Consider the following 22,757-nt stretch of genomic DNA (forward strand, 5'->3'; position numbering starts at 1 on the left):
CTGAGTGAGAGCTTTACGCGCATTATTAAAATTCCTTTCTGTCTGAAAAGAAGAAGACTGCCAACTATTTAGGAGTTTTACATAATGATAGCAAATGAAGTGTACTTCCTTTCCCACACACAAAGTACATATTTCCTTTCAGTCTAATTGCTACACAGACTTTTATACATATGAAATTATTGTTTTAGGGGATATATAGGAGGAGAAAAAAATGAAAAAATTATTAGCAGTAATGGGACTTACATTTTTAATGTTAGCTGGATGTAGTAATGGGGATTTTGAAAAAGCAGTGGATGAGGGAAATACTGCACTAACGAATAAAGAATATAAAACAGCCTTATCATCATTTGAAAAGGCACTAGATGAGAAAAAAGATGATTCAGATGTAAAAGTGCTTGTAGAACAAACGAAAGCAATGATTGAAGCAATGAAACTAAAAGAAGAAACAAAAGTAGAAGAATCTATTCAATCATTTGAAAAAGTAGAAAGCGTGAAGAATGGAAGTACTACGCTTGTAAAGCAAGCGAAGGAAGAACGCACGGCTTTACTAGCTATTGTAGAAACAAAAAAGAAATATAGTGAACAACTGGTGAAGAGCGAAGAGTTAATAAGTAAGAAAAATTATACAGAAGCGAAAGAGTTATTAACGAAGCTAGTTTCAGAAACGAAAGATAACAAGAGCCTTGAAGAATATAATAAAAAAGCCGCAGGATTAATCACGAAAATTGATGAAGAAGAAAAAAATGCAAAGAATGAAACAGTAGCAACGAAAACAGAAAAAACGAATACAGTACCGGCTCAAAAGGTAGCGACAGAAAAGTCACAAAAAGTAGCAACAGAGAATAATCAAAAGGCTGGGACAGACAAAAATCAAAAAGCAACGACAGAGAATAATCAAAAGGTAGAAGCAGATAAGACTCAAAAAGTAACGACAGAAAATAATAAAAAGGTAGAAACAGATACGACTCAAAAAGTAGAGACAGGAAAAACGCAAGATGACTTTACTTTTGAGAAAGCGAAAGCATATATCAAAAATGAGTATAATGAAGAATATAATTACACGTTAGAGGATACGAAAGTAGAGAATGGAAAGAAATATTATCAAATTAGAGTGCGTACGACATATAAAATAGAAGGCGCAGCTGGATCAGGATTTACTGGCGTATTCAAAGTATTCGAAGACGGTACAATTATTGAAATGCACTAAATGGATGAAAAGGTATCCTCAAAGTATGTGAGGATACCTTTTTTGCATAAAAAAAAGCATCTAGCAAAAGAACTAGATGCAAATAAAAACACAAAGGAAGACAAAATTCTTCCCTTTTCCCGTAAGTAATTATATCAAAAAAATTATAAAAAACTAGCTTTATTTTTAATATAATTGATGTGTGAGGCTATGAAAGTATAAGATTACACTGTTTTCGTAGTGTTTTGTTAGAAAAAGGAGTTGTATAAATGATTAATTTCAAACCAGAAAATTTGAACCAACTATTCAAAGTGATGCTGATTAATGCAAATAAATCGTATGATACGATTAAAGATTATGAATGCACAGGAGAAGCGGTAGTATTCTGTGTAGGCTTTGAGCATGTTGATGTTTCTCTTATGATTATAGATATGTTAGGAAGATCGGCTTCTAGATTTAACATTTTGCCATATGCTCGTCCTAATACGAATGAGATAGATTATATTCAGTTTCAAGTGTATTCGATTAATGAAGGGAATTTCAAAGAAATGCTCGATACGATGTGAAGAAACTATAATTTTACAAAAATGTATATAACAACTAATATATAATTAATAAATTCATATAATTGGAGTGATGAGATGCAGCCGTTAGAAAGGGAGATTCATGCTAATATGCTGAAAGTGTGGAGGGTTCACGCTTTAATTGGGGCAGCAGTTATACTAGCAGTTGTAATTGCGTATTTCTTTTTTATGATCAACTTTAATTGGTGGGGATGGTTGTTTGGATTGTTAGTAACAGGTGCTATTACATTTATCCCACTTGATTATTTCGTATTTCCAAATTTACGTCAGTGCTATTATAGTTATAGATTAAATGAAGAAGAGATTGAGATTCAAAAGGGAATGTTTGTGGTTAAGCGTGTGCTCATTCCGATGATTCGTGTACAGCACGTAACGATTGAACAAGGACCGATTATGAGAAAGTATAATTTAGCAGAATTACACATTTCAACAGCGGCAACTTCTCATAGTATTCCAGGTTTAACGAAAGAAGAAGCAGAGCAGCTGAAAAGACAAATTGGAGAACTTGCGAAAGTGAGTGATGAGGATGTATAAGAGGCAACATCCGATCACAATATTGTTAGGTATTCGAATTGCAGGTTTACTGCCTTTTATTTTTCTTGTTCTATTTCGTTCAGATGGTGAAGTAGAACCTGGGTATTTCTTACATCTTGTTCTTTTGGCGCTATTATGTATTATGGCTATTTTTTCAGCTGTAAAATGGTATTTTAAAGTGTACTGGGTTGAAGATAATGTTGTACATATAAAACATGGTGTGTTCGTGAAGAAAGAAAGCTATTTAAATAAAGATCGTGTGCAAAATATTAGTACGTCTTCTAATGTTATTTATCAAATACTTGGACTTACGAAGTTAAACATAGAAGTAGCTGGCGGTGGTACTGAGCCAGAAGTGATGTTAGCGGGTATTAAAGAGGATGAAGCGAAGGAACTAATTGCCTTATTACATAAAGAAAGAAGTGTTGTGACTGAAGAAGTGCCCGCAGCAGAAGAAAGTAAGACGGTGTATCAGTTAACAACGAAAGAAATTTTATTCGCAGCCATTACATCTGGTAAATTCGGATTAGTATTTTCTGGACTACTTCTTATTTACTCAGAGTTTAATCAATTTCTTCCAAAATGGCTCATCAGTAAAGTGGAAGCGTATGTGATGGATAACGGTGTATATGAATTAATCATTATGGCTGCGATTTTAATGGCAATTTCGTGGGTCATTTCTACAGCCGGCTATGCGTTAAAATATGCGAATTTTAAAATTGAGCGAAACAGAAAAGAAATTCGTATCGTTCAAGGTTTATTTGATAAGAAAGAGTTTGTGTTAAAACTACACCGCATTCAAGCAATTACTGTGAAAGAAGGAATTCTTCGGCAGCCTTTCGGTTATTGCTCTGTCGAAGTAGAAGTCATTCAAAGTATAGAATCCGCTGGGAATGAAGTGATGTTACATCCTTTTATGAAGAAAAAAGATGTACAGCAGTTACTTACGTATTTGCAGTTGCCGTATGAAATGGAGGAAGAAATCGTTCATTTAACAAAAGCAGCATTACGTCGTTACGTAATAATGGGCTGGATTACAAGTGCGGTGCTCGCACTGCCGATTACCGGTGCGAGTATATATTTTAAACAACATACCGCGTTGTTCACTTTAATACCACTATGTATCATATTTACGTTACTTGCGTACGCTCGGTATACAAGTAGTGGTTATATGATACGAGAAAATCAGTTAGTAATGGTATACCGAGGTCTTGCGAAATATACAGGAATCATGAGAAGAAGACATATTCAAGCAGTTGGATACAGTCAGTCGTATTTTCAAAAGAAAGACGAGTTATGTACAGCTGTCGTATCGGTAGCGGGGCATCCTTACAAAGTGAAGCATATGCAAAAAGAAGATGCACTCCGTATATATAATTGGTACAAAGAAAAAGGAAACACCAGTGTGTAATGGTGTTTCCTTTTTTATGTCGTGATTTGTCGATAAGTCGATATATTGGAAAAATCGCTGATATAATTTGAGTTGCGCTGATATATCCAGGAAATCGCCGATATATTCGAAGAATCGCCGATATAATTTCACATGCCGGGGTCTCCGAACTCCGAAACCTAAACTAACACATCAAAAGTAGTCACAAACGATGGACGAGAGAAAATGCTTTTTTGTCCTTCCGCATGTGGATGCGCTGGAGCTTGTCCTTCTGCTTGTGCAGGACGTTTTTTATGAGCATTTTCGAATGAACGTGATTCTGTCCAGTCTTTAAAGTTTTGCTCTGTTTCCCACATCGTTAAGATGACATATGTATCGTTACTTAATGGGCGAAGAACGCGGATTGCTTGGAAGCCTGGTTCGTTTTCGATAAGGCCTGCACGGTTTTTAAAGCGGTTTTCAAATACTGGACGCCCTTCGTCTGTTACAGAAATGTTGTTACAAACGATATAGCCAGGTTGTCCGTTAAATTCGCCAACAGCGTCTAGTACGTCATACTGAAGTGATCCTTCTACAGATTCTTCAGTATTTTCTTTATAAAACATGTTTTTCTCATCATTTTTTGCAGTGAAATGTGTTTGTTCTAGAGGTGTTTCGTATGAAATAATAGCCTTCATTTTAATGCCCCCTTAATAGTTTGTTTCTATTATATCAATTCTCTTGAAAAACTTCGAAGATTATATACATAAAGATACTTCTTTTTCAAATAATAAATGTACCATCATTTGGAAAGAAGGACGATGTATGAAGAAAGTAAAGTGGACTTTATTAGGCGGCGTCGCAACGGTGGTAGTAGCGATTGTACTGTATAAACTTATCGTGTTAGCTGGTGGCTATATGATGGATGAAAAGCAGCTCGTTTTCCACTCTTCATCACGTATCGTTGACCAGAAAGGAAAAGAAATTACGAAATTATACGTAGAAAATAGAGAACTCGTACCAGTCGAGCAAATTCCGAAATATGTGCAGCAGGCGTTTGTTGCGGTGGAAGATTCTCGTTTTTATGAGCATCAAGGAATTGATTATCCGTCTATATTTCGAGCTCTTTATAAAGATACGTTAGCTGGAGAAAAGGTAGAGGGCGGTAGTACCATTACGCAGCAACTTGCTAAAAACGTCTTTTTAAATCGTGAAAAAACAGTTACGCGCAAGTTGAAAGAAGTCGCAATTTCTCTTCAACTAGAGCAAAAATATACGAAGCAGCAAATTCTTGAAATGTATATGAATCATATTTATTTTGGACATGGAGCTTACGGTATTCAAGCTGCAGCAAAGTTGTATTTTAATAAAAATGTAGAAGATTTAACAGTAGAAGAAGGTGCAATGCTTGCAGGTCTTCCGAAATCACCGAATGGATATTCACCGTACTTATCTCCGGAGAAGAGTAAGAAGCGCCGTGATCTCGTATTGTCACTTATGCATAAACAAGGCTATTTAACTGCAGAAGAAAGCGTACGTTATCAAGGAAAGACAATCGCCCTTTATAAAAACTTAGATGAGAATGAACTCGCATATATGCCATATATTGATATGGTCATAGATGAAGCAGCTCGTTTGTACGGGTTGTCTCACCAAGAAGTGCTGCGCGGTGGATATACGTTTGTCGTACCGATGGATGAAAAAATTCAAAAGGTAGCGTATAACCAGTTTCAAGATGAGCGAAATTTCCCTGGTAAAGAAAATGGGGCGCAAGGTGCATTTTTATTAATGGATAATCGTACGGGCGGGATTAAAGCGGCGATTGGCGGAAGAAAGTATGTGCCGAGAGGGTTTAATCGCATCTTTGCAAAAAGGCAGCCCGGTTCTGTTTTAAAACCACTGATCGTCTATGCGCCAGCATTAGAAACGAAAAAGTATAATCCGTATTCTTTATTAACGAATGAGAGAAGTTCTTTCGAAGGCTATGAACCTCGAAATTATAATCATGAGTATTCAAAAGAAATGACGATGTACGATGCGATTTTAGAGTCAGCAAACGTACCGGCAGTTTCTTTATTAAATGAGTTAGGGGTGGAAGAAGGAAAGCAATATTTAGAGAAAGGAAATGTTCATATTGCGGACGCTGGTTTAAGTACAGCGCTTGGCGGATTGAAAAACGGTGTTTCACCATTTGATCTTGTGAAAATGTATCGTGCATTTTTAGCAAATGGCGATATTATTGAGCCACACGTGATTGATAAAGTGTTAAATAGACACGGTGCAGTCATTGGGGAATCGCCAAAAGTAGAAACAAATATATTCTCAAAACAAACGGCATGGTATATGACAAAAATGCTGGAAGGCGTCGTGAAAGAAGGGACGGCGAAAGCGGGTGTATATAACGGAGCGTTAGCTGGAAAAACGGGTACTACTTCTTTGCCAAATGACGACAATGGAGCGAGAGATATGTGGTTCGTTGGATATACACCAAATTTAGTCGGCGCTGTTTGGATTGGTTATGACCGCACAGATAAAGAGCATCAGTTGCAAGGGGAAAGTGCATCTGCGACGAAATTGTTTAAGAAAATTTTAACGAAGGCAAATGTAGAGCATAAAGAGAAGTTTATGAAACCAGAAGGTGTGGAAACAATCGGTGCTCCGATTCGGTTACGTCGGATTGAAGATGTAAAAATGAAGCTATCGTTTAGTCCTTTCGGTTTATTTAAAACAAAATTAAGCTGGACACCTCTTCCAGATGAAAGAATTATGTATCGCATTTACAGAGTGGAAAAAGGAATTCATACGCATGTAGCCACTGTAACAGGTGCTGGAGAATATGAGGAAAAGTTTGTTAACATATTTTCAAAACCGAGCTTTTACGTTGTACCATATAACACACAAACGAATCGTGAAGGAGAAAAGTCAAAAGTAGCTAAACCATAGTTTTTCTCTGTGCTATAATAAGAATGTTGTGAAAATAGTAAGCGTTTTTAAGAGTGTTTGTGTCAATTTCATGAACAACGTACATAATATTATGCATTTTGTTTTTACAAGTTGTATAGTAAAAAAAGATAAATATCGAACGTATTCGAAGCATTGGCAAGGAAGGGAGCAAGGGTCTTGGTAAGAACTATAAATGAGACATTTTTAAAAGCATGTAGGGGGGAACGTACAGAGTATGTACCAGCATGGTATATGCGTCAAGCAGGTCGTTCGCAGCCGGAATATAGAAAGATAAAAGAAAAATATTCTCTATTTGAAATTACACACAATCCAGAGTTATGTGCATACGTTACAAAACTGCCAGTTGATCAATATAACGTAGACGCAGCAATTCTTTATAAAGATATTATGTCACCACTACCTGCAATTGGTGTGGACGTTGAAATTAAATCAGGTATTGGTCCAGTTATCGATAATCCAATCCGTTCTTTACAAGACGTAGAAAAACTAGGGGAAATCAATCCAGAAGATGACGTACCGTACATATTAGATACGATTCGTTTATTAACGACGGAAATGTTAGACGTACCGTTAATCGGTTTTTCAGGAGCGCCCTTTACACTAGCGAGCTATATGATTGAAGGCGGTCCATCTCGTAATTACCATAATACGAAAGCGTTCATGTATGCAGAGCCGAAAGCTTGGTTAGCTTTAATGGATAAACTAGCAGATATGGTTATTACATATTTAAAAGCGCAAATTAACGCAGGAGCAAAAGCAGTTCAAATTTTCGATTCTTGGGTTGGAACAGTAAATGTAGCAGATTACCGCGTATTTATTAAACCAGCAATGGAGCGTATTTTCGCAGAAGTTCGCACGATGGGTGTACCAATGATTATGCACGGTGTTGGCGCTGCACACTTAGTAAATGAGTGGCACGACTTACCGCTTGATGTAGTCGGTTTAGACTGGCGCTTACCGATCGAAGAGGCACGCGCACGCGGCGTTCATAAGGCGGTCCAAGGAAATATGGATCCTTCATTCTTACTTGCGCCATGGTCTGTTATTGAAGAACATGTAAAAGGTATTTTAGATCAAGGAATGAAACAACCAGGTTATATCTTTAACTTAGGTCACGGTGTATTCCCAGAAGTAAATCCAGATACATTAAAACGTTTAACTACATTTATTCATGAATACTCTAAAGGGCAGTTAGCGAAGTAAAGGAGATTTGCTGTATGAAAAAGAAAATTGGTTTGCTTGTAATGGCATACGGAACGCCATATAAAGAAGAAGATATTGAACGTTACTATACACATATTCGCAGAGGAAGAAAGCCAAGTCCTGAAATGCTAGAAGATTTAACAGAGCGTTACCGTGCAATTGGTGGTATTTCTCCTTTAGCTACTATTACATTAGAGCAAGCTAAAAAGTTAGAGACGCGTTTAAATGAAGTACAAGATGAAGTAGAGTACCATATGTATCTTGGCTTAAAACATATCGAACCGTTTATTGAAGATGCGGTGAAAGATATGTATAACGACGGCATACAAGATGCAATTGCACTTGTTCTTGCGCCTCACTATTCTACGTTTAGCGTGAAATCATACGTTGGACGAGCACAAGAAGAAGCTGAGAAACTTGGAAACTTAACAATTCATGGCATCGATAGCTGGTATAAAGAACCGAAATTCATCCAGTACTGGGTTGATGCAGTGAAAGGTATATATAACGGTATGTCAGAAGCAGAGCGTGAAAAAGCAGTATTAATCGTATCTGCACACAGCTTACCAGAAAAAATTATCGCAATGGGCGATCCATATCCAGATCAATTAAATGAAACAGCTGATTATATTGCACGCGGTGCAGAAGTAGCAAACTACGCAGTTGGTTGGCAAAGTGCCGGAAATACACCAGATCCTTGGATTGGTCCAGATGTACAAGATTTAACGAGAGAACTAAATGAAAAGTACGGATACAGTTCATTCGTATATGCACCAGTTGGATTTGTTGCGGAACATTTAGAAGTTTTATATGACAACGACTTTGAGTGTAAAGTTGTAACGGATGAAATTGGCGCGAAATATTATCGTCCAGAAATGCCAAATGCATCGGACGCATTCATTGACTGTTTAGCTGATGTTGTATTAAAGAAAAAAGAATCTGTAATGTAAGAAGAAAGGGGGAGCATGCTTGAGGAAAAAAGTTGTAATCATCGGCGGTGGTATCACTGGATTAACAACAATGTATCACTTACAAAAAGAAATTCATGACAAGAACTTGCCGATCGATACAGTACTTATAGAAGCATCGGGTAAACTTGGCGGGAAAATTCAAACCGTTCGAAAAGATGGATTTACAATTGAACGCGGACCGGATTCTTTCTTAGCGAGAAAAGAAAGTGCAGCTAAATTAGCGAGAGAATTAGGCCTTGGTGATGAAATTGTAGAGAATACGACCGGTAAATCATTCGTTCTCGTCAACAATCGGTTACATAAAATGCCGAGTGGTTCAATGATGGGAATTCCAACGCAAATTACTCCGTTTCTATTTTCCGGCTTGTTCTCCCCAATTGGTAAATTAAGAGCTGGTTTTGATCTGTTAATGCCTAGATCAAAACCAGTATCTGATCAATCACTCGGGCAGTTTTTCAGACATCGCCTCGGAAACGAAGTAGTTGAAAATTTAATAGAACCATTACTATCTGGTGTGTATGCTGGGGATATTGATGAAATGAGTCTTATGTCTACATTCCCGCAGTTATATCAAATGGAGCAAAAACATCGTAGTATTTCACTTGGCATGCGTACGCTCGCTCCGAAAGAAGAGAAGGCTGCACCGAAAAAGGGAATCTTCCAAACGGTGAAAACAGGTTTAGAATCTATAGTAGAATCTCTTGAAGTGAAGATTCATGAAGGTACGGTAATGAAGGGAACACGTATTGAAAAAATCGCGAAGCTTGCTGACGTTTATACGATTACACTTAGTAACGGAAAAGAAATCGAAGCAGATGCGATTGTTATGGCAGCCTCGCATAAAGTATTGCCATCTATGTTTGCCCAGTACAAGCAGTTCCGTTTCTTCCGCAACATGCCGTCTACATCCGTTGCAAACGTGGCACTTGCTTTCCCGAAATCAGCCATTCAGCGAGATATTGATGGGACAGGATTTGTCGTATCAAGAAATAGCGATTATACGATTACAGCATGTACGTGGACACATAAAAAGTGGCCGCATACAACGCCAGAAGGGAAAGTACTCCTTCGCTGCTATGTTGGACGCCCTGGTGATGAAGCGATTGTAGAACAAACCGATGAGGAAATTGTACAGCTCGTCTTAGAGGACTTACAAAAGACGATGGACATTACAATGGATCCAGATTTCACAATGGTGAGTCGCTGGAAAGAAGCGATGCCTCAATATACAGTAGGCCATAACGAGCGAATGAAGAAACTCACAACATTTATGGAGAAAGAGTTGCCAGGTATATACTTGGCAGGTAGTTCTTACGCTGGTTCTGGTCTTCCGGACTGTATTGAGCAAGGTGAGAAAGCCGCAAAGCGTGCACTATCTCATTTGGGAAAAGTAATGGAGACTGAATTAATCGTACAATAAAATATAAGAAACGCCTTCAATTATATTGAAGGCGTTTCGTTTGTTATATAAAATATTTATTCGCCAATAAACATATATAAGTTATTTGGTTTTATCACAGCATCTCCTGCATAAATAATCCACTCTGTTAAGTTATCAAAATCTAAATGATAACTATTTCCTTCACTCATCTCTTCTATAAAATACGGTTCATTAATGAGTATTCCTTGAATGAGATCTTCCGTAAGGTCTTGCATTTCAAACCACATATGTTCACTTTTTCCTTCTTCGTAAGAGACACCAAACTTAGCGAGGAAACGGAAATCTTCATTTGATTGTTCAATTTGAAAAATGTTGCTGAAATACCCGAAAGTATTTTTTGCATTATAAGCCATACGAGCCGTTTCACTATTTGTTTTATAGAACATGAGCCCTGTAGCTTCTTCGTGTTCTTTGAAAAAGCTTTCTATATATTCTCCTGAAGTATTATATTGGAACAAGAGAACAGAGGGAGATTGATGGTATTCATCTCGGGCATCCATCCCGCCAAGAAATATGTTTTGTGCATCTATTGGTTGTAATTTCACTTCTTCATCTTCAATTGAAGATAATTGATCCATACTCGTTTTACGTCCGATATAAGATAAACCTTTTTCCCACGGAACAGCTACTGTATGTATGGAACCTTGCTGACTATGTGCAATAACGATAGGCTCATTCATTGGAACTTGGCCATTCTCAACGGCATTATTAGCAAATGTTTGAAAAAGATCGCCAATGCCGTAGTAGGAAGAAATGCGATTTGGAATAATTAATTCTATTTCAGTTACGCCTGCTCTTAAAAGGCCGTGTGTATGAAACCAATATTGCGTAGGCTCGCCTTCTTTATCGTCTTCATATACGGAATGAATAACGTATAAGTCAGGAATGTCAGGTAACAATTCATTTTCAACGTGATATTCAATATAGCTTCTAGATATCACTTTCATTGCTGCGCTTGAATCGATTACAAATAACAAATCTGGGGCAAGGTTCCATAAAAATTGTAACTGCTGGAAAAAGCAGTCCAGTACATCGCCTACAAATAGCGTACGAGTGAAAATTTCAGTGCCGAAAGCCGCATTTTCAAAAGTACGATCTACTATTGTGGAATCTTGTCTATTGTACATTTTATATTCTTCTGGATCATTCGTTTCATCAATATGCAGTTCATACGGTATGACTTTTTCATCCATATGTAACTCAACAATAAGGCTTGTCTCATCACTATAAACAATTTTTAATTCATCAACTTTAGTAGAGATAGTTTCTAGCCGCTGTTTTAGCTGATCAATTGTAATTCTAGTTGGTATAACAGCAATCATATCTGAAAAATGACGTTCTAATGTTCCATTCATAGCCGCGCGGTATGTTTCTGTTTGCATTTCCATCCAATCACTCCTATTCAAATGAATCCATTTTACATGCCAATGAAATTTCGGTATTTTCTGTTTTTTTATTCTTTCATATTATAAAATACATTCGTAGAAGGTGTAAAATTATTATTTTGTATTATAATTTGAAAACGAGTAAATTAGATTAATTTTTTGTAAAAGTTGTCGAAATATTGTTCTATATAACGAATCATTTGATATGATAGACATGTTGAGAAAATATGAAATAGGGAGAGGAAATGGCTGTGAAGAAATTGTTAAGTGTCTTTTTATCACTTTTGCTATTGCTTTCATTTACTGGAACTTTAGCGCAAGCAGAAGAAACTACTTCTATGTCAGTAGAAAAAGCAATTCAAGTATTTAAGCAGCAAGGGAAAACGAAGGGGATAGTGGAAGGATATATCGTTGGATATACGCAAGGTCCTTCTAAGTACACGAAGGATCCGGCTAAGTTTGACGACACAAACGTAGCAATTGCCGATTCGCCAAATGAAACGAATCCAGACAAAATCATGCCTGTTCAGTTGCCAAAAGGCGATGTAAGATCGGCAGTAAATGTGAAAGATCACCCTGAAAATATAGGGAAGAAAGTACAGTTAACAGGGACACTTGAATTATATTTTAGTAGCCCAGGTTTAAAATCAACAACAGCTTACAAGTTTCAAGGAGAAGGACAAAACCGTGTTAGCGATGTAGTAGCTTCACCGGGCGGCGGGGAAGTTGCGAAAGGAACAGCGGTAACATTAACAACAAACACAGAAGGAGCAACAATCTACTATACGCTAGATGGCTCTACTCCTACTAACAAGAGTGTTCTTTATAACGGACAAATTGTAGTAAATGAAAATAGCGTAATTAAAGCAATCGCAGAAAAAGAAGGGCTTACTTCTTCGGCGGTTTCGACATTTTCATTTATTATCGTAAACAATGAACCAGTTCGTATTCATGATATTCAAGGGAAATCACATATTTCTCCTTACAAAGGTAAGAAAGTATACGGTGTGGAAGGCGTTGTAACAGCGCTCGATAAAAATGGTTTTTATATAGAAGATAATCAACCGGATAATGATCCAGCTACGTCAGAAGGTATGTACGTATACAAAAAAGATGCGAATGTAGCAGTAGGAGATCTTATTCAAGTTGATGGAGAAGTAGAAGAATATGTTGGACCTGGATATGCAGAAAGGTTTGAAACAGACTTAACAACGACTGAAATTAAGGCGAGCCGCGTTGCTGTAATCGCAAAGGATCAACCGTTACCAGCACCGATCGTACTTGGAGAAAATGGTGTAAAAATCCCGGATCAAATTATTGATAATGATGCATTCGGTTTATTTGATCCAAATGAAGATGGAATTGACTTTTATGAAAGTGTAGAAGGTATGCGCGTTACGATGCCAACGCCAAAAATTATTGCACCTCAGAAAAACGGGAATTTATATGTAACAGTAAAAAATGGCGGGGATAAAGTAGTAACGAAATATGGCACACCTCTTTTAGATGAAAATCAATTAAACCCAGAGCGTCTTTCTGTAAAAGTACCTCGTGATTATGTAGCAAAAGTAGGAGATACTTTCACAGGAGATATAACAGGCGTAGTCGGATATGATTACGGTGCGTTCCGTATTTCACCCGTAACGGAATTACCAGCTGTAGTAGACGGTGGATTTAAGCAAGTAGGGGCAAATATTCAGCCGCGTCTTGATAAATTAACAGTTGCTACATATAACATTGAAAACTTCTCGGCAAATAAAAAAGAAACAACAGATGAAAAAGTAAAAGCGTTAGCGTATTCCATTAAATACAATTTAAAAATGCCAGATATTATCGGTGTAGAGGAAATGCAAGATAATAACGGAACGATTAATGACGGTACAACAGATGCTTCGTTAAGTGCAAAACGTATCATTGATGCAGTGCTAGAAATTCGTGGTCCGAAGTATGAGTATGTAGAAATTGCTCCAAACAACAATCAAGACGGAGGAGCACCAGGAGCTAACATTCGCGTCGGTTTCTTCTACAACCCATCACGCGTGAAATTAGCGACAGTACCGAAGTTACTTGATAAAAACGTTGTCCGCATTGGAGACGAAAATCCATTATTTGAAAGTACACGTAAACCGTTAGCGGCAGAATTTACGTTCCAAGGACAAAACGTTGTTGTCGTTGCAAATCACTTAAACTCAAAAATAGGAGATGCAACGCCATTTGGAAAAGTACAACCTCTTGTATTAGAAAGTGAAGAAAAACGAATTCAGTTAGCACAAGAAGTAAATCATTTCGTACAAGATATTCAGAAGAAGAATGCAAATGCACCAGTTGTTGTGTTAGGTGATATGAACGATTTCGAGTTCGCTAAACCACTAAAAACATTAGAAGGAACAAACTTAAAAAATATGTTAAACACAGTGCCGAAGGAGAACCGCTACACGTACATTCATGAAGGAAATGCACAAGTGTTAGATCATATTTTAGTAACAAACAACATCGCACCGCACACAATTGTAGACCCAGTACACTTAAACTCAAACATTATGAAAGAGCACGGACGTGTAAGTGACCACGACCCAGTACTTGCTCAAATTGATTTGAAGAAAGCTTCTTAAAGGAGGGAACGCTTAGGTGACTAAGCGTTCTTTTTTGTTTTTTCATCGGCATATAATTATGAAGAGGGAATTCCTTTTTTTGTAATATGATGATAAAATTAATTAAATATTCAGTTTTATAAGGAGGTTAACGATGCAAGCACAAATACATGGAAAATTAATGAACCAGCTAGCGATTTTTTTTAGTAGTATTGTCTTGCTTCAATTTGTTGCCGAGATAACAGGGCTTACACAGAATTTAGATATTACGTATAACTTAATCAATACAGCAGCGTCCTATATAACATTTAGTTTGGCTGTTATCTTCACTTTAATAGGAGCAAGAAGAGAATTAAGTAAATATGCAATTATTTCATTATGTTTAGTTGTAGGTATTAAAGCGATTTACTTTGCGGCGGTTGTTATTTTATGGGGATTGGCTGGTACGCCGTAAAAGAGGGGATGGTTATATGAGTAGTGAAAGTGTACGATTCGTAAATGTAAACGACAATAATCTTTATGTAAAAATGTTAGGGGTAGGTGAACCAATCATATTTCTTCATGGAGGACCTGGAAGTGAACACCGCTTTTTTCTTCCCTATATGGCTCCGCTAGCAGAAAAATTTCAACTAGTTTTTTATGATCAAACAGGTTGTGGGGAATCGGAAGAGCCAAAGGATAAACAATATTCTATGAGGAATGAGGTTGAAAACTTAGAAGCATTGCGTGTGCAATTGGGGTTTGAGAAAATAAATATATTTGGGGAATCATGGGGATCAATGCTTGCGTTACTGTATGCAACTACATATCCCGAACGAGTGAATAAATTACTTTTAACAGCTGCGATAGGAGTTAATGTGAAAGGGTTAGAAAGATTTGGAGAAGAACTGCAAAAGAGATTAACGGAAGAGGACAAAGTAATTATTTCTGAAATAAACAAGAAGATTAAAGTAGGAGAGGCTTCTATATACGAGATGTTACAAGTGTTAGATCCTTATTATGTGTTTGCTATAGAAACTTTAACTTATAAAAAGAAAACAACCTTTAGTAATGAAGTTAACACGATACTAGGTGCAGATATGGTGGGAAATTATGATGTGACTAAACATGTAGAAAGGCTCTCGAAAATTCCGATTCTAATTGCACAAGGGAGTCATGATATATTAACTCTTACTACTATAAAAGAACATTTTATAGAGTACATACCTCATATAGAGTTTTTAGAAATTACAAATTGTGGACATTGGACGGTAGTGGAGCAGCCAAAGCAAATGTGTAATATCGCGTATAACTTTTTTGAAAACTGATAATAAGAGCGTAATTCCGAATCGAACTTAGGGAATTACGCTCTTATTCGTTCAATCGTTTAGTCTGAAATGGCTTGAAACGCTTTTCTACACCGATCTCTTCTTTGCAGTCTTCTTTTGTACCTTTTTTTATCACGCTGTACGCCTTTTATGTACATGCATAGGCTAACGAAGAGGAAGAAAGCACATTGCAACATTAAAATATATGGTGACATGCCTTGCAATGGTTGTTTCGGATCATATAAATGAATAGGTGCCCCGCCGATTGTAGGGAATATTGTATTTAACAGGACGTAAGGAATGGAGGTAACTGCAAATGGAAATAGAATCGCCATATAGTCCTTTTGTGACCATACAGATGCAGCAAGTCCTAAAAGAGCCATTAAACCTGCAAATAAAAAATTAATGCCGATATATACAATAATGTAAGTGAGGGGAGAATCGTAATATAAGTTTGCGAACATCCCATTGTCGTTTATTATGCCAGTACCGAAGGCAGGTGCTCCGTTTGGAATGGTTAAAATGCAAAATAATAACGATAAGATGAATGGAAACGTATAAAGAATTCCTCCGCAAAAAAATGTAACGATATATTTCGTAACTGAATAAGGGAATAAAGAAATCCTTTTACTAATAAACGGTTTAAAATCATCTGATTTATCCGAGTTGTAACTCGTACTAAAGGGGAGACTGGCAATAACGGGCATTAATAATAAATAAACATCCATTTCATTATCCCGAAATCCAATCCATTTAAAAGCTGTTGTTACAAACACATCCGTTCCGTCTCCAATATAACGAATTACATAATAATAATGATAAATAGAAATAAGAGCTAATCCACTAAACATAATAATTAAAGAAACACGATTACAAAAAGCTTGCTTTATATTTAAACGAAGCGCACGCATCATGAATGAAAAAGCCTCCACTATTTTGATAAACTTGTCTATTTTCTATATTACTATTAATTGTAAAGATTTTCTTGTTTTTTCATTTGATTATTTAAAAAAGAGGAATTTTGTTGTTGATAAGTAAGGTTTATCTTTATTCTTAAGAACACCTTTTCCTTTTCTCTTTTCTTCTGATACACTATGGACAGTATCATATACACTGACTGGAATTTTTTTATACTGGGAATAATTAAAAAAGAGAACTTGTATAGAATGTAAGCGTGTGGTAATATCGAAAGTGTACTAATTGACTACATTATCCAATTGGTCATTTTTGGAGGTGACGATGTGGCGATAGATCGAAAACGTTCTATTATTGAAGCTGCAACAAAGTCTTTTTCAGCGTTCGGTTATAAAGCAACAACGATGGATCAAGTAGCGAAATTAGCGAATGTAGGAAAAGGAACAATTTATACTTTTTTCAAAAATAAAGAAGAGCTATTTGGCGAAATTATTTCTAATTTAATTACAGAAATGAGGCAAGTTGCAAAAGATGCAATTCGTCCAGATATTTCATTTTTTGAAAATGTACATAGAGCATTATATAGCATATTAGAATTTAGAAAAGAACATCAGCTCATGATTAAATTAATTCAAGAAGAGCGCGATATGGGAACGAAAGAAGTACAAGAAGTGATGCAACAAGTTGATGTGGAAATCGTTTCTGTTATTCAATCGTATTTAGAAATGGCGATTGAAAAAGGTGAAATTAGCAAATGCGATCCAGAAATTACAGCATTTATTATGCTTCGCCTATACGTATCGCTTATTTTTGATTGGGAAAAAAATCATGAACCGTTAGAAAAAGAAAAAATTGCAGAGTTATTTGAACTGTATTTATTAAAAGGATTGTCAAATTAAGATAATCCTTTTCTTCTGATGAAAAATGGGCATATGAACAAAGTGGTCATAGAGCAATTGCTTCATTAACTTGGATACACAAACGACAATTTAAAAATATTGCTGAAAATCAATCGGTTGAAGCGTAGAGAAAAGCACCTTTTTGGTGCTTTTTTTATTGCAGTGCAGGACATCTTTTCTGTAGTTCGTATACAAATACTTCCCAAATCTCTAGAAATAAAAGTAAAGGAATTACAACAATTTACAGAGAAACATAGAAGAGAGGAGTTGATATGATGAAAGAAAATCTTACTTACTATTTTTTCTTGTATCCACTCATTTTCTTCCTCATTTTTGCCCTTTCACCTATCTTGTTTCATAAAGAAGAATATACAAGTATGAAAGATACACTGGGAATCCTTTTATTCTACTATGTGTTAATTAGTGGATATTACGTTATTGATGTTGTAAGTGAAAGAATGAAGAAAAAAGTGGAATTTTATTATAGAAAAACCGATGGAGGGTAACAAAATGACCGAAAGTGAAATGAAATTCAGAGATACGACCATTCGTAACTTTTTCGATAAAGAAGACCGCCTAAAATCGATTCCAGGTCAAAAAAAGAAAAAACTAGTATTGCTAGAGCATTTAGTTAGCAAATTAAACGCTGAAAATCAGTATACGGAAAAAGAAATGAATACATTTATAAAACAATATCATGAGGATTTTTGTACAATTAGACGCGAATTTATTGTACATGGGTTTATGGACAGAGAGGATAATATGTACTACATAAACGGGAGAGAAGTTTGGACGAAGTGGGAGGAGTTAAAATAATGAATCAGTGGGGAGACCTTATGTTATCTATTCATCTTTGTAGTAAAAGGTACGAGGTGATTCAGTGATACGATTAGCAAAAGAGGTTGATGCGGAGTCCATTATGGATATTAGAAAAGAAATTATATTATCGGAGGCTACTACAAAGTTTTTCATAGTGTCTCCAAATCAATTACAAAATGATATTGATGCAGAAAGAGAAAAGATACGGAAAAGCAATGAAAAAGGTAATCTTTACATAGTTTATGAAGTAGATAGTAAAGTAGTTGGCTTTTTACTTTTCAATCGATATGAACTAGAACGTTTACGACATGCAGGCACAATGGGAATGGGGATTAGAGAGGTGTACTGTAATCAGGGCATTGGTACGAAGCTAATTGAATTTCTTATTAGTTGGGCTAAAGGGCAGAAAGGTTTAGAGAAAATTTGTTTAGGCGTAGTTTCTATTAATGACCGCGCGATTAAGGTGTATAAACGTATGGGATTTGTAGAAGAAGGAAGACAAAGAAAGCAAATTAAATATGAAGATGGATCGTATGGAGATGACGTATTGATGGGGTTTTATATTCAATAAAAAAGAGAGGTCTTCGGTTAGTAGCAAGGTAACATGCTTGGATACGGGATTTTATGAGTAGTCATATAGTAAGTGAATATTTTAGTGAAGAAACTGCCAATAGTGGCAGTTTCTTTTTAGTGGAAATGTTAACTCTTAGCAAACCTTCAGTTCCAGTCGATCTTTCTGACGAAGATGATGCGCAAAATGCATAGAAATAAGCTGGAACCATTCTGCAGCATTTAAGTAACCAAGCCCAGGATGCTCGACCTTACAGTCACTTGCAATAGAAGGGAGTGTTGGTTCTGTATGTTTTACAACTGTAATTAATTCTAGAAATTGTTTTTGTACGCCTTCTTTGTTAGCTGGGTTTTCGGGTGTATATCCAGGATGACCGGGTACTTTTATTTGTATATCTGGGAAAGTACCAAGTTTATATACTTTTTCACCCATATCCGTTTTCGTACTAGTTACTGATGGTGTTTCAGTTTTACATTTTGCAATCGCATCTAACTGCATGTATGTAGAGGCAATTAAATGATTATACATTTGACCGAGAGACCATTCTTCACTAGAAGGCTTCATTCTAAATTGTTCTATAGAGTATTTTTCTAATTCCTCTATGTAATATGTTGCTAACTCCTCGAATTTCTTCATATTGTTAACTCCTTTTTATGAAAATGTATTTGTTAATACCCACAATAAAGGAGGGCTACTGACAACATTATGTCAGTAGTAAAATAAAAATTTAAAGTTTTAACATTTTTTTTGCTTCATCACGAATTTTCTCAGAAAGAACGTTTGGCTCAAGTACTTGCACTTGGCTCCCCCAGCTCAATACCCATTGAAATATTTCATCTATGCTTCTTGATTTCAAAAAAACATGAAAACCATTATCTTTATGTTCGTATGAATCTATAAAAAAGTATCGTGATTCAATAATTTTATGTGCAATATGAGATGGGAACAATAAATGAATTGTAACAGTACGATTGCTTTCAGGTTGATAGTCTTGCAAAGAAAAGTCTTTCGGTTTTGTAAAGAATTTTTGCTCTTGCTGCAATGTATCCATACGATCTAAACGGAAATTACGTATTTGTTTTCGAAGTAAACAATGGGCAACGATGTACCAAATTCCTGAAATATTAACTAAACCGTAAGGATGAACGGTCCGCTTTATTTTTGCAGTTTCTCTTGGCTTACGATAAGAAAAAGAGATAGTTTGTTCTTTTTGAATAGACTCTTGTAAGAGGATAAGTTGATTTTCAAGTTTTTCTTGTCCAGATCCTTTGTGTGAAAATATAGGAGAAAGGAAACGGAAAGTTCCTTGTAATTCCCGAACCTTCTTTTTTTGATCAGCAGGGAGGACAATTTCAAGTTTTTCTTTTGCTGATTGGGCATGTGCAGAAAAAGAAGAAGTGAAAGTTTTTTCGATATAATCACCGCCTAATAAAAGAGTAACAGCTTCTTCAGGTGTAAGCTGAATAGGTGGTAAGAAATACCCATCCATTAATGAATAACCGTGGCCGGGCATTGCGAAAAGTGGGACGCCAGATTCACTAAGTGCATCCATGTCTCGATAAATAGTTCTTATACTTGTCTCAAATTTTTCAGCTAAGCTTTGTGCTGTAACAGTTTGTCTTCTTTGTAATTCAATTAATATAGCTAATAAACGATCTGTCCGATTCATGAAATATCATCCTTTATAATTATAAATAGGCCTACTATAAACTTCTAAAAGCAGAATAAATTCCCCTCCCATTAACAAGTTTTTCCCTATGTATAATATTAATATAGTAAAATCGTAAGAACCTATATTGCGGTTTCCAATAATATACTATATAATCAGAGTAAGAAAACGTTTTCATGCAAAGGGGGAGAATTTCGTGTCGACTATCGAGGACGTGGCGAAATTAGCGGGGTTATCAAGGACAACGGTTTCTAGGGTGATTAATAATCATCCATATGTTTCAGATGAGAAGAAAAAAAGGGTTCAATTAGCAATGAAGCATTTAGGATTCGTTCCTAATTCCGCGGCGAGAAGACTTCGTAAACAAAAAACGGAAACAATTGCGGTGCTAGTTCCAAGGATTACAAATCCTTTCTTCAGTCGATTTATTGAAGCAATCGAGATTGCTGCTTCTGAACATAAATATAAACTGATTATTTGTCAAACAAGATATTTACCGGAAAAAGAGATGGAGTATTTACAATTATTATCTACGAAACAAGTAGATGGGATTATTCTATGTTCACTAGAAAATCCGTGGGAAGATGTAGAGCCATACTTGCAACACGGTCCAATCGTGTTATGTAATGAATATATTGAGGAAGCAAATGTTCCAACAGTGAAGTTTGATCATGCGCAAGGGGCATACATAGCTGCCAAGCATGTGTTAGAACAAGGGTATCGTAATCTTATTTTTTGCCGTGGTAACGAAACCAAAGTTGTTAGCCAACAGCGAAAAATGGGCTTTTTGCGTGCGATTACTGAAAAGAGTAGAGAAGTGGAAGCGATCGATTTTCTTGAAAACGCTTTCTCTTGGGATGATGGAAAGAGAATATTCCATGAAGTATTAAAGGACAAAAAAAATCCTACCGCGATTTTGGCAGGAGGCGACGAGGTAGCAGCTGGAATTATTTCAGAGGCGAAACGCCATGACTGGAGCATTCCAGATGATCTCGCTGTTATCGGTTTTGATAATCAAATTTTAGCGCAGATTACAGAGCCAGGTATTACGACAATTGAACAGCCAATCGATGAGATGGCTCGAAAAGTTGTCGACCTGATGATGGATAAAATCCATACGAAAAATTATAGAAAAAAAGAATTGTATGAGTTTGAACTGGAGCTCTTGGTGAAAGGTTCAACGATGAAGGATACGATGTTATTAGCCTAGTAGACTATGTCTGCTAGGTTTTTTCTGTTCACAAACTACTATTCTTCGTGAACGCAATCGTCACATTTGTTATGGTATGCTTCGTGCTGCTCATCAATTTCTTTCCCGCAATTCGCACAAGTTTTCGTCGGTAAATTTCTGAAAAACTCCATTGGTTGATCGATCATGTCAATCCCTCCATTTCCATTTCTTACTATCATTGTATTAGTACAAAAAACAAAAGTCAACAACTGTTTTATAACAAAATTGAAAATTAATGAAAAAGTTTAGGAAATGGATTATAGTTAACAATGTAGGATGTAAGTAAAAACTGCATTCCTACTCGGTTTTAGAAAGGATGGATACATATGAAAATGACTGTTGTCGGCTTTTGGGGCGGCTTTCCAGAAGCGGGAGAAGCAACGTCGGGGTATTTGTTTGAACACGATGGTTTTCGTTTACTTGTAGACTGTGGTAGTGGTGTACTAGCACAGCTTCAAAAATATATAACACCGTCTAATATAGATGCAGTTGTATTGTCGCACTATCATCACGATCATGTTGCAGATATTGGGGTATTGCAATATGCGAGATTAATTACGAGTGTAGCAAAAGGACAACTACCGGAGTTACCGATATACGGTCATACGTTTGATGAGAATGGGTTCCATTCTTTAACGCATGAACCACATACGAAAGGAATCGCGTACAACCCAGAAGAAACACTTCAAGTTGGACCGTTTTCTATTTCATTTTTAAAAACCGTTCATCCTGTTACATGCTTTGCGATGCGTATTACAGCTGGAGATAATACCGTAGTATACAGCGCTGATTCTAGTTATATTCCTGAATTTATTCCATTCACGAAAGATGCTGATCTTTTCATTTGTGAGTGTAATATGTATGCACATCAAGAGGCTGCAAAAGCGGGGCATATGAATAGTACAGAAGTAGCAAGTATTGCGAAAGAGGCGAATGTAAAAGAACTTTTATTAACGCACTTACCGCATACAGGTAATCCATCCGATTTAGTAACAGAAGCAAAACAAATTTTCAGTGGCCATATTACGTTAGCGCATAGTGGCTACGTATGGAACTCATGAGGTGATATGATGTTATTTATTGATAATAAAGGGTAATTAACTGTTACGATTTATTTA

The 22,757-nt window shown here is 36.3% G+C and carries 23 protein-coding genes and 1 pseudogene; 18 read left to right on the forward strand and 6 right to left on the reverse strand.

What is annotated here, in order from left to right:
* The first annotated feature begins 211 nt into the window (after nt 1-211).
* The 4 genes from COE49_RS18860 (at nt 212) to COE49_RS18875 (ending at nt 3,715) form a co-directional block, all read left to right on the forward strand.
* Nucleotides 212-1,207 carry a hypothetical protein gene (locus COE49_RS18860; RefSeq protein WP_098946001.1) on the forward strand — a complete coding sequence of 332 codons (996 nt, stop codon included), beginning with the start codon at nt 212-214 and terminating at the stop codon, nt 1,205-1,207.
* 248 nt (nt 1,208-1,455) lie between these two features.
* Nucleotides 1,456-1,752: a protoporphyrinogen oxidase gene (locus tag COE49_RS18865; RefSeq protein ID WP_088232617.1), complete on the forward strand. Its 297-nt coding sequence runs from the start codon at nt 1,456-1,458 to the stop codon at nt 1,750-1,752.
* Between the two features lie 75 nt (nt 1,753-1,827).
* Complete coding sequence (locus COE49_RS18870; RefSeq protein ID WP_098841397.1) at nt 1,828-2,304, forward strand: PH domain-containing protein; 477 nt, start codon at nt 1,828-1,830, stop codon at nt 2,302-2,304.
* Nucleotides 2,297-3,715, forward strand: a complete 1,419-nt coding sequence (locus COE49_RS18875) for a PH domain-containing protein (protein ID WP_098946002.1) — start codon at nt 2,297-2,299, stop codon at nt 3,713-3,715. Before COE49_RS18870 ends, COE49_RS18875 begins: the two co-directional genes overlap by 8 nt.
* Nucleotides 3,716-3,873: 158 nt before the next feature.
* On the opposite strand, the gene hmoB is transcribed toward COE49_RS18875, so the two are convergent.
* Entirely contained in the window at nt 3,874-4,371 is a 498-nt protein-coding gene (hmoB, locus tag COE49_RS18880) for a heme-degrading monooxygenase HmoB (protein ID WP_088232614.1), read from the reverse strand.
* A gap of 127 nt (nt 4,372-4,498) precedes the next feature.
* Between hmoB and COE49_RS18885 the strand changes: the two genes are divergently transcribed.
* From COE49_RS18885 to hemY, 4 genes are all read left to right on the forward strand, one after another.
* Nucleotides 4,499-6,616: a transglycosylase domain-containing protein gene (locus COE49_RS18885; RefSeq protein WP_088232613.1), complete on the forward strand. Its 2,118-nt coding sequence runs from the start codon at nt 4,499-4,501 to the stop codon at nt 6,614-6,616.
* Nucleotides 6,617-6,793: 177 nt separating this feature from the next.
* Nucleotides 6,794-7,840, forward strand: a complete 1,047-nt coding sequence (gene hemE / locus COE49_RS18890) for a uroporphyrinogen decarboxylase (protein WP_088232612.1) — start codon at nt 6,794-6,796, stop codon at nt 7,838-7,840.
* A gap of 14 nt (nt 7,841-7,854) precedes the next feature.
* Entirely contained in the window at nt 7,855-8,790 is a 936-nt protein-coding gene (gene hemH, locus COE49_RS18895; RefSeq protein WP_098253335.1) for a ferrochelatase, read from the forward strand.
* Nucleotides 8,791-8,809: 19 nt separating this feature from the next.
* Nucleotides 8,810-10,231 (forward strand): protoporphyrinogen oxidase, encoded by a 1,422-nt coding sequence (gene hemY / locus COE49_RS18900; RefSeq protein WP_098253334.1) that lies wholly within the window; start codon nt 8,810-8,812, stop codon nt 10,229-10,231.
* A gap of 56 nt (nt 10,232-10,287) precedes the next feature.
* On the opposite strand, the gene COE49_RS18905 is transcribed toward hemY, so the two are convergent.
* Complete coding sequence (locus tag COE49_RS18905; protein ID WP_088232609.1) at nt 10,288-11,640, reverse strand: DUF4026 domain-containing protein; 1,353 nt, start codon at nt 11,638-11,640, stop codon at nt 10,288-10,290.
* Between the two features lie 242 nt (nt 11,641-11,882).
* Here COE49_RS18905 and COE49_RS18910 point away from each other — a divergent pair, with 242 nt between their 5' ends.
* The 3 genes from COE49_RS18910 (at nt 11,883) to COE49_RS18920 (ending at nt 15,535) form a co-directional block, all read left to right on the forward strand.
* Complete coding sequence (locus COE49_RS18910) at nt 11,883-14,249, forward strand: DUF6359 domain-containing protein (RefSeq protein ID WP_098356908.1); 2,367 nt, start codon at nt 11,883-11,885, stop codon at nt 14,247-14,249.
* A 133-nt stretch (nt 14,250-14,382) separates the two neighbouring features.
* A complete protein-coding gene (locus tag COE49_RS18915) occupies nt 14,383-14,682 on the forward strand; it encodes a hypothetical protein (protein WP_098253331.1) in 300 nt (99 codons plus the stop codon).
* A 16-nt stretch (nt 14,683-14,698) separates the two neighbouring features.
* A complete protein-coding gene (locus tag COE49_RS18920; RefSeq protein WP_088232606.1) occupies nt 14,699-15,535 on the forward strand; it encodes an alpha/beta fold hydrolase in 837 nt (278 codons plus the stop codon).
* A gap of 59 nt (nt 15,536-15,594) precedes the next feature.
* Here COE49_RS18920 and COE49_RS18925 read toward each other — a convergent pair whose 3' ends face one another.
* On the reverse strand, nt 15,595-16,449 hold the full coding sequence (locus COE49_RS18925; protein ID WP_098253329.1) for a hypothetical protein: 855 nt from the start codon (nt 16,447-16,449) through the stop codon (nt 15,595-15,597).
* 327 nt (nt 16,450-16,776) lie between these two features.
* Here COE49_RS18925 and COE49_RS18930 point away from each other — a divergent pair, with 327 nt between their 5' ends.
* From COE49_RS18930 to COE49_RS18945, 5 genes and pseudogenes are all read left to right on the forward strand, one after another.
* Entirely contained in the window at nt 16,777-17,349 is a 573-nt protein-coding gene (locus tag COE49_RS18930; protein ID WP_088232604.1) for a TetR/AcrR family transcriptional regulator, read from the forward strand.
* Nucleotides 17,350-17,405: 56 nt separating this feature from the next.
* A pseudogene (locus COE49_RS28505) lies at nt 17,406-17,477 on the forward strand (YhgE/Pip family protein); the annotation flags it as partial.
* A gap of 144 nt (nt 17,478-17,621) precedes the next feature.
* The gene (locus COE49_RS18935; protein ID WP_098946003.1) at nt 17,622-17,855 is read left to right on the forward strand and encodes a hypothetical protein; all 234 of its coding nucleotides are present in this window, start codon (nt 17,622-17,624) and stop codon (nt 17,853-17,855) included.
* Nucleotides 17,856-17,859: 4 nt separating this feature from the next.
* The gene (locus COE49_RS18940) at nt 17,860-18,165 is read left to right on the forward strand and encodes a DUF2087 domain-containing protein (RefSeq protein WP_141555280.1); all 306 of its coding nucleotides are present in this window, start codon (nt 17,860-17,862) and stop codon (nt 18,163-18,165) included.
* 64 nt (nt 18,166-18,229) lie between these two features.
* A complete protein-coding gene (locus COE49_RS18945) occupies nt 18,230-18,739 on the forward strand; it encodes a GNAT family N-acetyltransferase (protein WP_088232601.1) in 510 nt (169 codons plus the stop codon).
* 135 nt (nt 18,740-18,874) lie between these two features.
* Here the strand turns inward: COE49_RS18945 and COE49_RS18950 are convergent, their stop codons facing one another.
* Complete coding sequence (locus COE49_RS18950) at nt 18,875-19,375, reverse strand: DinB family protein (protein ID WP_088232600.1); 501 nt, start codon at nt 19,373-19,375, stop codon at nt 18,875-18,877.
* Between the two features lie 91 nt (nt 19,376-19,466).
* A complete protein-coding gene (locus COE49_RS18955) occupies nt 19,467-20,408 on the reverse strand; it encodes a helix-turn-helix transcriptional regulator (RefSeq protein ID WP_088232599.1) in 942 nt (313 codons plus the stop codon).
* Between the two features lie 196 nt (nt 20,409-20,604).
* On the opposite strand from COE49_RS18955, the gene COE49_RS18960 reads away from it, so the two are divergent.
* The gene (locus COE49_RS18960) at nt 20,605-21,618 is read left to right on the forward strand and encodes a LacI family DNA-binding transcriptional regulator (RefSeq protein ID WP_000103723.1); all 1,014 of its coding nucleotides are present in this window, start codon (nt 20,605-20,607) and stop codon (nt 21,616-21,618) included.
* Between the two features lie 38 nt (nt 21,619-21,656).
* Here COE49_RS18960 and yhfH read toward each other — a convergent pair whose 3' ends face one another.
* Nucleotides 21,657-21,785, reverse strand: a complete 129-nt coding sequence (yhfH, locus tag COE49_RS18965; protein WP_000567011.1) for a protein YhfH — start codon at nt 21,783-21,785, stop codon at nt 21,657-21,659.
* 180 nt (nt 21,786-21,965) lie between these two features.
* Here yhfH and COE49_RS18970 point away from each other — a divergent pair, with 180 nt between their 5' ends.
* Nucleotides 21,966-22,700, forward strand: coding sequence for an MBL fold metallo-hydrolase (locus COE49_RS18970; protein WP_088232598.1), 735 nt, complete (start codon nt 21,966-21,968; stop codon nt 22,698-22,700).
* The last annotated feature ends 57 nt before the right edge of the window (nt 22,701-22,757 follow it).

Origin of the sequence: Bacillus sp. AFS029637 (assembly GCF_002584985.1) — a bacterium.
Taxonomy (GTDB): Bacteria; Bacillota; Bacilli; order Bacillales; family Bacillaceae_G; genus Bacillus_A.